General features: G+C 64.9%; 7 protein-coding genes. All 7 read right to left on the bottom strand.

The features are described 5' to 3' along the window. Positions 1-156: 156 nt before the first annotated feature. The 7 genes from BST10_RS20060 to BST10_RS20030 all read right to left on the bottom strand — a co-directional run bounded on the left by BST10_RS20060 (position 157) and on the right by BST10_RS20030 (position 12,723). Positions 157-807 carry a transcriptional regulator gene (locus BST10_RS20060; RefSeq protein WP_083040217.1) on the bottom strand — a complete coding sequence of 217 codons (651 nt, stop codon included), beginning with the start codon at positions 805-807 and terminating at the stop codon, positions 157-159. A 2-nt stretch (positions 808-809) separates the two neighbouring features. Then, positions 810-1,613, bottom strand: a complete 804-nt coding sequence (locus BST10_RS20055; protein WP_109559596.1) for a TIGR04255 family protein — start codon at positions 1,611-1,613, stop codon at positions 810-812. A gap of 464 nt (positions 1,614-2,077) precedes the next feature. Continuing rightward, positions 2,078-4,009, bottom strand: a complete 1,932-nt coding sequence (locus tag BST10_RS20050) for a hypothetical protein (RefSeq protein ID WP_133054458.1) — start codon at positions 4,007-4,009, stop codon at positions 2,078-2,080. A gap of 55 nt (positions 4,010-4,064) precedes the next feature. After that, positions 4,065-4,853 (bottom strand): phospholipase D-like domain-containing protein, encoded by a 789-nt coding sequence (locus BST10_RS20045; protein ID WP_163762376.1) that lies wholly within the window; start codon positions 4,851-4,853, stop codon positions 4,065-4,067. After that, the gene (locus BST10_RS20040; RefSeq protein ID WP_083040213.1) at positions 4,850-6,670 is read right to left on the bottom strand and encodes a hypothetical protein; all 1,821 of its coding nucleotides are present in this window, start codon (positions 6,668-6,670) and stop codon (positions 4,850-4,852) included. The genes BST10_RS20045 and BST10_RS20040 overlap by 4 nt, the downstream gene beginning before the upstream one ends. Positions 6,671-6,683: 13 nt before the next feature. Continuing rightward, a complete protein-coding gene (locus BST10_RS20035) occupies positions 6,684-10,175 on the bottom strand; it encodes a DEAD/DEAH box helicase (RefSeq protein WP_083040211.1) in 3,492 nt (1,163 codons plus the stop codon). Between the two features lie 160 nt (positions 10,176-10,335). Then, the gene (locus BST10_RS20030) at positions 10,336-12,723 is read right to left on the bottom strand and encodes a DISARM anti-phage system protein DrmE domain-containing protein (protein WP_083040209.1); all 2,388 of its coding nucleotides are present in this window, start codon (positions 12,721-12,723) and stop codon (positions 10,336-10,338) included. Positions 12,724-12,777: the final 54 nt, after the last annotated feature.

The raw sequence follows: 12,777 nt of genomic DNA, 5'->3' as shown, positions 1-12,777 counted from the left end.
TACCTACGCGGAGAACCTTCTGACATGACTCCATCCTTCACAAGAAGTGGAGCCTCCGGACTCACCGGGGGGATTCAGACGGTACGTGCCAATCTCCCCTTCGCGCGCAAGATAGATCGACTCGGGGTCGTCCGGGGTCTCCAGCTCCGTCATGCGTCACCCTTTGAACCGAATGGAAACCGCCCCATCATCTGCGACATAGGACTCAAAGGCGCTGTCGAGATGACTATTTCGCCAATCTGGGTCGACCTCGCCGAGAACGTATTCGGTGATGCCGTCCGCCGTGTGCGGGCTGGCCAGGTCAAGCACGAGATCGAACCTGCCACGCTCAAGTAGGTCCATCCGCGTCACCCCGACTTCCGCAGTGATCGGCATTTCAAGCCACGACGCGGGTTCGTCGATGAAGCGATCCGCCAACATGTCGACGAGCGCCAGGAGACGGACGAGCTTGAGCCTGTTCTCTCCGCTCACGCCAGCACCCTTGCGCCACTTGGCCAGTGCGGGAACGCTCACACCGACTAGTCGAGCGATGTCGCGCCAGGCAAAGCCGTAATCCGCAAGTTGTTCGAGGGCCTGAGTCGACCCGATGTGGGAGCGTTCGACGGTTTTCTCATCCAAGCGGACCTTGTGCGTCCTCTGGCGCACGCCGCGCATCTCATCCTTGAGGTCGGACGCGCGGCGGTAGATTACATCGGCTGTGTCGCATAGAGACGAAGGCGTGCTTTCTGGCAGCTTGCGAAGACGGTAATCATCTGTCCCAGAGGTGGTGTCATCCTGCAGGTTCCCACCGACAAATGAGGTAGACATGTTCACTCCTCTCCTGGCTGTTGGAGCACTTTGGTCCGAAGATCCGGCTTAATCAAGGATTCAAACAGCGGTCCGATCGGTTCGTGCAAGCGTTGCGCCGTAGCGTCGACAAGCTCGGAGTCAAGCGGTGGGACGCGGTTGTGGGGATCGGCCCAGGCGCTGTCTATGTCGATGAGAAAGAAGTCCTCCTCTTGCGTTTTCGGCTCCTTGAGTCTTTGAAGCGTCAGTGTCGACGGAATGACCACCCCCTTCGCCGCTCCATACCGCAGTGTGAGGGTGTCACCAGCGCCCGTGGCTTCGCATTGCACGACATGTTGCTGAGCGGTAGGGGTGAGCTTGAGTTCAGCGAGCTGATCCTGCGGTCCAAGCAGGCTGTCGACGACCCACTCAGACCATCCGTGCCCGCCGAGGGGAGCACGCACTTCGTTGATGTAACGTAACCCAACCCTGACGCAGCCATCCACAGGCGCCACGTCCTGACGCGCCACCACCATCGCGGTGATGATCTTGTTGAACACTTCCCAGCCGGGGTAGTCGGTCATCTCCAACGTCATTGCATCGGGTCGGAACGTGATCGCGATGTGGCGATCGCGCGCGACCAGCTTGGGCATGCTGAACGCGACCTGCTCCCCGGTGCCGATGTTGAACTGCCTTCCCTCCTCGCGTTCTAGGATCGGCACCCATTGCGACAACATCTCCTTGAGCACCGCCAGTTCAGGGCGAGCGGGCGGTTCGGTTGGTGGATGACGCAGCTCTACCAGCACCAATGCGAGGGCATCGTTGGGGTACACGGGGCGGGTGGACATACCGACATGATAACCAAAACTGTAACCGAAGGTGGAACTTCTTTTCTGGTCCTTTGCGGCACCGGCGATACTGAAAAGTCCAGGTCACAGGAAGACCGACCGACCTACCCCACGCCGATCCGCACTGCCCGGCAGCATGCGCCCCAATGCCCGGCTCCATCAAACCGACCGCAGCGCGATGACACTCACCACGAAGCAGAACCCACCCACTCGACGCAACCCCACCGGAACGGCCAGGCGGAACACGGCTGGAGCCGCGGACGCCGGGAGACCGCGAGCGTCCGCGGCCTGCAAGGCCGTCGGATGCGAGCCGGTCGAACGGCGGGAGCGGCGTAGGCCGTGTTTCGGCTGGGACCAACGCGGCTTGCATCACCTGCCAGGGTGCCCGGCGGGCCCGACCTGAGCGGCATCGGGACCGGAACCCGGGATGGCCCGGGGCGGGAAAGTGTGAAACTCGCTACGGGTCAGACCTCTCGCCGGTCAGGACCGGAAAGCCTCTTCTTAGCCACGAAAGGGTGCGTAGTAACAGCGCGTTCTAGCTCCTGACGCCAGGAACCTTCGAGGCTGCCGACCCGCAAGGCGAACGTCCCCAGCATGCGACAGAACGACTCCTCCTCTGTTACGTTCGTCGCCGCAGATGGATTGAACCGCTTGAGTGTGCGGCCATCCGCGACCACGAGGTCGAGGATCACGTCGAGGTTGCACGCACGACGGTTTGCCTTTGCGTAGCTGACATCGCTCTCGGCGAGGACCACCTGGTAGCCGATCGTTGTGAACCCGGCCCCCTGCAGGGCGCCGAACAACGCCGCCCACGCTCCATGCTCCCGGTTTGCGTAGGACAAGACGAGGTGGCCGCCGGACTTCAACGCACGCCGCATCTCACAGAAGGCCCGTTCGAGCGTCGCCTCGTAGGCGGCTGTGTCGATGATGTCGTTGCAAACGACGGCCTCGCCGTCGAGACGTGCGGGGTCCAGCCCGGCCCACGCCCGGAAGATCTCGGAGAGTTCGCCGTACTTGACGTCGTCGTGATAGGGCGGGTCCGTGCACACTAGGTCGATTGAGTCGTCGCAAGCGAGAAGCCGGGTGCTTGACCCCACGACGATTCGAACGTCATCCGTGCCGGGTCCGGCCGAGCGCCGCTGCCCCACCGGCAGAGGCCCAACGATCGTGGGACTGCGGCCGAGGCGTTCGGCATACCAGTTTCCCGCCTTAGCGAGGTGGTCAAGTCGCCGTCCAACGGTGCCGCGCCCTGACTGCGGGGCGCCCCACACATTTGGCTCGGCGGAGAGGGTCGTGACGTTGTAGTGGTGGTTGGCCATCGCCTCGTAGGGCTTGAGATATCGCGGATCCCACCGAGACAGGTAGCCGGCCATTTCGACGGAGCTCAGCACTGCCGCGTAAAGCACCGACGCGATGGTCCTGTCCCCGGCGGCAGCGGAGTCAATTGCGCCGACCAGCGCATTCAGAACTGCATGCTGGCGGCGCGGCATGATGTGGTCCCAGCGTGTCATCCCATAGCGGCGGAGCACGGCGGTCTCCGTGCCGTTGCGGATTGCGGGCAGGTGAGGTTGTGTCTGCCATGAAGCATCGGCAGCAGCGACGAGCTCTGCATCCGATGGCGGGCCAATTTCGCGACGGCCTGCGGCGGTGCGTTCGACGAGAACTGGCTCCCAGCGGATCGGCCCAGCACCGCAGATCCGGCCAATATGGCCACACCGGCAACGGAACCGACGCTGGAGTGTGTAGCGCGCTGTCGGGTCAATGAGTCGGTTGCATGTCCGGCACCGCGTGCGCCGAACCGCTGTTCCGTGCTGGAGGTGCCCTGATGGGCAGGCAAGCCATCCGGTACTTCCGCCGGCGTCTACGCGTTCGGTGAGACTGACAATCCCGGACGGAAAGAGGCGCACGTCGTCGGAGCAGCGTGGGCAGGCGACCACCGCAACGCGGAGGGTGTGCGCGACTGTCGCCGGGGTGCCGTCCTCGAAGAACGTGGCGTATGCGCTGTTGAGAAGGTCCGATACCAGTACGCGCAGGCGGTCCGCCGCAGGCTCCAGGCGGTCCGCCGTCGGAAGCGACAACATCGTGGTGAGGTTTTGGGCTGCCCAGAGATTGATGTCTTGGGCATAGACCTGGTGGCCGCGGAGGAGCGCGGACAAAGCGATCACGCCGCCACCGGTGAAGGGATCGGCTACAACGAGCCGACCTGGTTGGTCGACGTTGGCCGCGTCGATAAGAGCGCCGGTCACGGCCTCTGTGCGTCGAGCCCACCACCGGTAAGTGGTGATCGGCGGCAGGACCGTTTGCCTTGACCGAGCTTCCGCACGTGCCCCGGCATTGACTCTGGCCACATCGAGGTGCCGCAGCACGCTGCGTTGGGGGCCAACTGGAAAGGTCATCCGCTTCACTATGCCTGAGGTGGCGGACAATGATTACTCGACATGACAGGACCTGCTACACGGGCGGCACGGACACGAACAGGCCAGCAGCCTCGAGTTGCTCGAGGAACACGACGAACCGCTCAGCTTGGCCTACGGTCAGCTCGACGCCCGCCTCGATGTGGCCCTGGAGTCCCCAAGACGTGAGGTTCGCGGTGCCGAGATAGCCCAGCCCACGGTCGGCAATCACAAACTTGGCGTGGAGCATCGTTGGCCGCGGACCGCTGAACCAGCGCAAAACAACCCGGCCAGTGCCAACAAGTCGATCGAGGCGTTCCTCAAGGGGTCCGCGAAAGCGCTCCTCCGCCGGGCTGTTCGCATAGATCACTGCGGTTACGGAACGAACTGTGAGCGCTGGGAGCAGGAGTTCCTCAAGGAGTTCGAACCCTTGGTCGTTCCAGAAAGCCCCTCCAACATGGAGCGTGTCAGTGGCTCGGCGAATAACGTCGAGAACAAGGCCATCGAGACGTTCCACGTCCGCGATTGGTGCGGTACCGGCCGGGGCGGAGAGCACCAGTCGCGGCTGAGGGGGAGGCGCGCAGCTCGGCAGCGTACTGGCAGCCAGCACCTCGCAAACGACCACTAGTTCCGCTGCCCTGTGCGATACCGGTACACCGCTGTCGGTGACTACCCCGGCAGCAACCAGTTGCCTCCGGGCAGCGTAGATCACGTTGTCGCTGCCCCGCGGTAGCGCCGCTGCTCCCCGATCGAAGATCTGCGCCGCGAGACGGACGGCGCCCTGACGGCTGCCGACGGTACCGGCGAGCAGTTCGGCGAGGGGTACGAGCCCGACAAGGCCGCTCACGGTGTGGCGGCTCGCTGCCGCGTCCACAGCCAGAAGCGGCGCAACAGCTTGCGGTCGAGGTCGGCGTTCCAGGTTCCACATCCAAAGGAGAGGTGCAGGCAGCGATCGCAGGCGGCATGTGGCCGGTGCGTCGAGGTCTGGGAGCACAGCGGGTCATTGTCGCAACGGTCGACCGAATCCGCCGCGCGATGGAGCCACGGTCCGATTCGACGCCGCTGAACAGTGTCGAACGCTCCGAGCGTGAAATCAGCGTAGGACGCGACATAGACTGCGGAAGTCAGCGCGTTGGGCACGATCCACTCCGCGAGGCTGGACTCACCGAACCCGCTTTGCCCATCGTCAAGAGCGCGCAGCAAAGCGTGTGATGCAGAGTGGATCAGGCGACGAACAACCCCCGCGGCCCCGTCTCCACCGACATCGAGGTCAGCTGCCAGGATCTCGGCGACCGCTATCTTGGCGTCGCGGGCCGTCGCCGTAACCGGGCCCGCCCACAGGCCGTGGTGCCGCAGGAAGCCGAGGATCACCGCTGCATCGAAGGTGATCAAGAGCGCCTCAGTATTGGCAGGCACGGCGAAGATTGGGGTTCTGTTGCCGTACTGGCGTGGGGCCGCGTACGTGCGTAGATGCGCCTGACCAGCTTCGCGCGCCACTCGCGTATAGCCGTAGCTAGCGACCACAATCGGGAAGCGTTGTGTTACGGAGATGTCGTTGATACCTAGGGCTGCCATGGTTTCCGAAGCAGCAGAGACGCCGGCGACCGCCGCGGCCCCAGATGCGCTCGCCGCGATGTCTTCGAAGCTGCGGCGATCACCGATCACGTTGCGGTCGAACAGCCCGGCACGTTCGACCATCCGCAGCGATCGAGCCATGTCGATAACCTCGGCGCTGACGCCCGCCACGATCGCCGCCGGTCCGGCGGTTGCTGGCCCCTGCATCGAGCGGACGTTGTCGATGACGTCCTCGGCGATGCCACTTGCCCGCAGCTGCGCTTCGGTCTCGGCCCACTTTTCGGCCGACATACGTGTGCTGGTCGTGGGCCGGTCGAGCTCAGTGAGCGACACGGCGAGGTTCTGCTCGTCCCCGAGCCAGGATGCCAGCGCGGCGACGCCACGGTCGTTGTGGCGTTGGAGGTTGTCGTAAGTCTGGTTGGAGATGTTCAAGATAGTTAGGGTCTGGGGGTACCACAGTCTCTGGTCCCGGGCGGTGTACCCCTGGCGGTAGGGCTGGCCGCCCCCTCTTGCGTACTGCCCACAGTCACACGGCGTGAAGCGGGTGCTCAGAGCGCTGCCACAGGTACGGCACCGCCACGATGATGAACGAAACGAACCGCGGTCCTCAAGGTACATGTTGGAGGCGTCGTTGCAGGATGGGCAGCGCGGGGTGTGGAGGGGCCCCATTGCTCCGCAATTGTGGGCAGTCAGGTATCGCAGCTGGCGCAGCTTCGAGGAGCAGTGCGGGCAGCGAAGTTGCCCGGTGGAGTTAGTGTCGTTGATCAGCCTGTCCTGGCGCCACCACCGTGAGATGCGGCCGCAGCCGGAGTCGGTGCACTCGAAGGTCAAAGGGAAGACGTCCCATACGACCTCCTCAGGCCTGAGGATCACGAATTCGTCTGGGTTGGTCCGCGGGTCGGGGATGCCGACCTGGTCAGGGCGCCAGTGACTCCTCGCCTCCGCGACCTCGTCGAGCAGCACCATCTGGTTGATGTCGCTGACCCGGGATCCACCGATGCGGTGGACCTGGGCGTAAAAGCCTTCCTCATGGGTGAAAACTGCATCCGGGAGGTACCGGTACAAGACCTGGGTGGTGGAGCGCTGCATGGTCGGAGTCCTCTCAAGCGTAGAGCCGGGAGATGATCTGCTCGGCGCGGTTCCCGCCTCGGAACTCGACCGGGGGATCCACGTCGCGAAGGCTGGTCATCGCGGGGCTGGTGAACAGATCGGTCAGATAGTCGGACTGCCATTGCTGAACGCGGGGCCGTTCGATCTGATCCCAGCGACGTAGGGCGTCATCGACGAGCCGCTGCTCGTCGGCTGTCATGGCAGGATCCGCGACTGGGCATCGGTACGCCCGAGTGATGCGTTCGGTCAACTGGGGCAAGAAGTTGGCGGCTCGAGCGTTCCACCAGGTCCGGAACCGGCGGGTTGTGCCGATGTCCTCGACGGTCCCCCAGCTGGCATTGCGCGTCTCATCCCACAGCAGCGCACAGACGATGCCGGGCAGGGTCCGCTCGACGGCACGGCTCGCGAACCGGTTCACCGGCACCGGCTCGACCATGCGCTCCAAGGCGGCGTGGGTGGTGAAAAAGCTCTGATACATCGATGTCTCGCGGCGGTTGGCCCTGTCGAAGATGTCGACGACTAACCCGACATGGCTACGGCCAGCCCGTGCAGTTGCCTGAATGTATTGGGCGTAGGAGGGCGGCATGCCTGCGATGATCTCGAAGTTGAGGCGGTCGAGGTCCACGCCGTGGGACACGACCGAGGTACCTACCATGCCGCGGATGCGGTCCGGTCGGCTGGTCGTGATTGTGGAGTCCTGGATCGCGGCGATGATGGCGGCGAGCTCCCCGAGCGACGTCTCGCCGGTGAGGTACTCGGACTTCACCCGGTCGGTGCCGGAGCTGATGAGACGCTCAGACAAGCGGTTCAGGTCATCAAGGATGGCGACGCCGTGCGCTTTGGAGTTGACATAGGCAAGGGCCAACTCGTAGTTGAAGAGCATCGACTGCGCGTCGGCGGTTGTGAGCGTGAGACCATCGGCGGCCATCGTGGCGAGCAGCGGAGCAGGGTCATCAGTGAGGCGGTGGATGTGCTCGATGATGTGGGCGGTAACGACACCGGCGAGGTCGACCTTGACCGTACCGCTACCGGCGGGGAGCACACCCAGATAGATGCGTCGCACGTCGTCGGTGAGCGTGGTGTAGAAGGAACGTTCCAGTGTGCCGCCGCCGGTGGGGAACACACGGGGTCGGCGACCGTAGACCTGGGAGAGCTGGTCCTCAAACTGCTCGATGGTGGCGGTGGCAGCGATGATCTTGGAGGGTTCGTTACCGGCGCCGCGGGCGAGCTCAGCAAGCAAGGTGTGGTAGTGGGCGGCAAACACCCCGAGCTCTTCGCGAACCAAGTGAAGCTCGTCTTGCACCCATAGCGCGGGCGTCGGATCCTTGAAACCGATCGGCGTCGTGTGCGTCGCCGGGTCTGTCGAGCAGTCCTTGGCGATGCAGCCCTTATGCGTGTACCAGCCGTGCTGAGGACACTTCATCCGGGGCCCGCGGTTGATCGCGGTGAGTTGGCCGTTGCGGGAGAACGCGCAGATCTTGTCGACGGTTGACACAATGACCGACGATTGGTAGCGGGTGACTTCGTCGTCGCTGGCGTGGATTGGCAGCGTGTGACCGCACGCACGGCAGATGTGCAGGAGCCGCTGATCGGCAAGGTCGCAGTTCAAGCCGATGCTGTTCATCTGGCCGCAGGCCGGACAGGTACCGACGAGACGCTTGGCGTCCCGCTCCGGCTCAGACTTCCCGGCGAATTCAATCAAACCCGGCCACCAGCCGTGGGCGTCGGGGTAGGCGAGGCGATTCGGGGTATTGCCTGCGCCAACGAAGTAGCCGAGAGTGAACGGATCCCCCTGAATGTTCTCCGTGGCACGGGCCGCTTCGGCGTGGTGCAGGATCTCGTTGACACGCGACAGCTGTTGCACGGAGAGCATCCGCAGCGGGAAGAGCAGCCATGCGCTCGTCCCGCGCTCCTTGCCACGCAGTCGGTCGTAGAAGAGGGCGACGGCGATTAACCCGAGGTAGGCCTCGGTTTTTCCTCCGCCAGTGGGAAACCAAAGCACGTCGACGGCGTCGAGCTCGCCACGCAGGACGGGGTCGGTTGGATTCTCACGGCCAGCCAGAGCCGCGAGCTCGGAGACGATGAAGACCAGCTGGAAGAGTCGCCATCGTGCGCTTGGGCCGCGCGACCCAGCGAAGGCGGTGTTTGCGAGCACGAACGCACGGGCCAAGTTCACATCGGCGCGCAGCAGGTCGAGCCCAAGTTCGAAGCGCTTCACCTCGGCTTCGAACTGATTGCGGAGATCATCGAGCTGGCGCCGTTCCTCGGCGTTGCGGGCAGCACTGAAATCCCAGCCGCGGTGGAAGGCTCGCATCTCTGAGCCCAGCGCGGGCAGCGTGGCGGCCCAATTGCCGGCAAGGTTGCCGAAGGAGATGTCAATCGGCTCAGCGGAGCCGGCGTGGTATTGGGTGTGGATCGGGAGGGTCTCGGCGAAGATGACGTTGGGGGCGCCCCCGGCACGGGCGGCGCAGCCGCGTCCCCGACCACGGACGGTAGCGAGCGTCGCGTAGCGACAGTCGTCGTTGGCGAAGCCGAGCTGCCGCGGCAGCAACGCAGGCGCGTTGACGGTCACCGACATCCTCGTGTCGTAAAGAGACAGATCTTGCAGATCGCGTGTCGCAAGCCTGAGCGCGTTGGTGATCGACACCGACACGGCGGTGTTCCCGTCGACGGTTGGCAGAGTCGAGACAGTCAGGGAGGGCAAGGGGGCGATTGGCGACCAGGATGCATCGCGGCGGGCGGCGACTGCTTGGTGGAACGCGGCCTCGGTGCCGGTCGCCGCAGTTACCGGGAGGGTCTGGTTGTTGGTGAGCTTCCGCAGCGCGGCTGGGCCGGCGTAGTGGTCGTCAACAGCTGTGGCCGCGTCGATGGCCAGGGGGCATCCGCCGGCCAATTCGCCGCTCGTGACGGTGTGCTCGTCGCCGGTCACCGGCACCGACAAGGTCACAGTGACGTGCCGCTGGTCGCGGCGCCAGGTCGGGTTGAGCGGCACGGTAGGTCGACGGCGGCGGTTCCCGGCAGTGGCAGCCGCTCGGCGGGCAGCCTCCGCAGATACCTCGGCGAAGGCGGGCAGCAGCTGGTGGTAGATGGCGTAGTCGACGTCGACGGTGAGGTCGACGGTTGCCGGGGTGCCGTTGACTACGAAGTCCAAGCCGATCACTCCGCGGTTTTCGACCGGGGCCGCGGTGACGGTCGGCGCGGCGCCAGCGCTATCGTCCCCACCGTCGCCACCTGCGGATGGTCCGCTTCCTGTGGACGCCGCCGGTGGCGGCGTGACGATCGTGACGCCCAGCACGCCGACGCGGACATTCTGCTCGGGGGACCACGGGAAAGGATGGTCGCCGCCAGCGCGATCGGTCAGTGCCTCGACCAAATCGTCAAGGACATGGTGGACCAAGATCTGCTCAGCCCGGTTGGCCGGGCGCTGCTCATCACCGGCAGTCGGGATAGGGATGGTTGAGCCACGGGGGGCGGTCGCTGTCATTTCGTCCTCTGAGTAAGGGTGAGATCTGGTTGGACACCGGCATCGCAAGCGAGCCGGCCCAACCCCAAGGGGGTCATGCAAGGACTATTCAGTTGTGCGCCGCGTCGTGGCGATTGCAAGAAAGCGTACGCCTCCTCGTCGACGAGTACACGCACCTGGATCATCGAAGCCGCCCTACGAGATTGGCGGACACCTTTGTGGGAGAGCCGACTTCAGTGACCGTGGCGGCAACGAACTCGTCTAGGAGTTCCTGTGCACTGTCGCCTACGAGGCGGCGGAGCTGTTCCACGGCGTCAGGGCGGCCGGACGCGAGCGCTGTCACGAAGCGCCCCAGCGAACGGTGCAGATTTCGCAGCGTTCCAGCGACACTGTTTAGCAGCTCGAGGTCCGGGACCGGCTGCTGCGCCGCGCGGAAGACTGCAGCGATGTCGCCGGGTGACCGTGGGGCGATCGTCCGGCCGCTCGCCCAAAGACTGAGTTGACCCGCCGCGCGCGCGCCAGCATCGTGGACCGCCGCTATCGCCGCCCGCTGCGTCTGGCTCGCCCGCAGTACCTTGCGGGCGGCGTTGCGAAACTGCTCGAGGATCGCGTCAAGCGAAGCAACTTCGTCGTTGGTATGGCTGACTGCAACCAAGCGTGCGTGCACGGATTCCGTGCCCTCGCCAGCCGGGACAATAATCACGTCACCAACGGAGACCTCGCGCAGGGGTAGGTACTTCTGGCCGGCGGCGGTGACGACGAGTACGGGTGTCGCCAGACCGCCGTCGCCGTCCTCCTCGTCGGGTACCCACCAGGTCCGGCCGTCGTCGACCTTGACGGGGACACAAGTGCGGGTGGTCCCAGAGCTTTGCCAGCTGCACGGTGCTGCGCCGATGATCGACGGCGAATCCATTGCCGCGCCGGCACGGTTAATCACATCAAGAATCGACAGACCGGGCAGGCGCAACTCGGGTGGATCACTGGTCGCGGATTCAGGCTCCTCTTCGCGTAGCGGACTAGCGACACTTGCGGGCTCCGACGCACCGAGCGCTTGGAACGTGGTCCGCCGCCACGCACCGATGTTGTCTTGCCATCGGCGTAGCTGACGACGGAGGGTCGCGCGTTCTGCGTCGTAGGCCAGCAGCCAGGTCGCAGACGCCTCGGCGCTAAACAGCAGCGAAAAGTGCCATGGCGGCGGATTGCCCGTGAGAATCTGTATCTCGGCGTAGCCCGGCGGGTACCGCGTCGCGAACGTGGTGACTTCGACTCGTGCATCGACCCGCTCCCACAGCGCGATCTGCGCCTCGGTCCGTCCCTCACCAATGAGGGAAGCCTTCGTAGCGACCGCTGCGGCCTTGCTATGACATCGGATCAGAATCTGACCGACGCCACTGCGGTCGGCACGGTCGAGCATGTCCCACAGCAAGGAGAGCTTCGGATTGCACTCGTCGAGTTGGCGCCACAAAGTCTCGACCGCGACCTTGAGCTCACCCCAGCGGGCGACGCCCCATGCTCTCCAGTGCCCGGGCCCGCTGAAGTCCAGGCGCTTGAGCATTCGCCGGAGGGGCTCTGGTCCCTCCCCGGGCCGGTTCGCCATCGCGCAGGCTCTGCGGTAGTCGAGCACCCTGGCGGCCAAGCGGGTGCCAGCATTGAGCAGCTTGGACGGGTAGTCAAGCGCCGGTGGCATAGACCCGTCAGGCCGCGTCGCCAGGCAGGCGAACGCGGCGGCGATCGCGGCGTTCAGCTCAGCGTCGCCGGCCCGGTGAATGCTGAGCGGCGGAAACCCCTCCTGCCACAACAGCCACATGCTCGACAGTGGGCTCGACGCAGGGTCCTGGCGACCACGGTCGTAGACGAGAGCGGCCACTTCGGCATTGGTCACCGGCAGTATGAGCGGTGCGTGACCGGCAGCGGTCACGGTCTGCACGATGGACTCGTCGCCGATGTCGCCGACGACGACCGTCGCGGCGGCTGAGTGGTTCGATGCCCAGGCCAGCATGCGTGCGCGGCTGTTCGGGTTGGTGATCGAGGTCGCGTCGATGACGACCAGCGGCGGGTTGCATCGCAGCTGCGGGTTGCCGACGCGGGTGCTGAAGTAGATAAAAGAGCTATTGGTGGTTCCGGGTGTAGAGCCGACCAGTGGAGCGAGCTCTCCGCTGCGAGTGAGCCGTTGCGCCGACAGCGGGTTGTCCCGACTAAGGGCGATACTGCTGTAGTTGCGCATCCGCAGCGTCCGGAGCTGCTCGGTCATGTCGACGTCGAGCGCGGCGAGCACGACGGGCCCGGCGAGCAGCCCCTCTTTCAGCCGCAGGAGGTGCATGCAGATGGCCAGCGTGACCGCGATCCGGTGGCGGGCACGCGGAAGCTGCACGACGGCCATACCGCCCGCGGGGAACTTGCAAATCAGATGCCGACTGAATGCGACCAGCAGTTGGTCGACCGAAGATACCGGCACCGAAACCGCTCCGTCGATGAATGTGCTGAACGCCAGGCCGTCCAACCCTGCGTCGGATGTTTCGGGAAGCAGCAAGCTGGTGAGTGGAATACGGTTGGCCGCCACCTGGGTCACGTGTCCACACCCCGGCAGGGAACCTGTATCCGGCACACCATCGTCAACCGAAAC

It is taken from the genome of Mycolicibacter algericus DSM 45454 (assembly GCF_002086455.1).
Classification (GTDB): Bacteria; Actinomycetota; Actinomycetes; order Mycobacteriales; family Mycobacteriaceae; genus Mycobacterium; species Mycobacterium algericum.
This window is presented reverse-complemented; position numbering and strand designations above follow the sequence as displayed.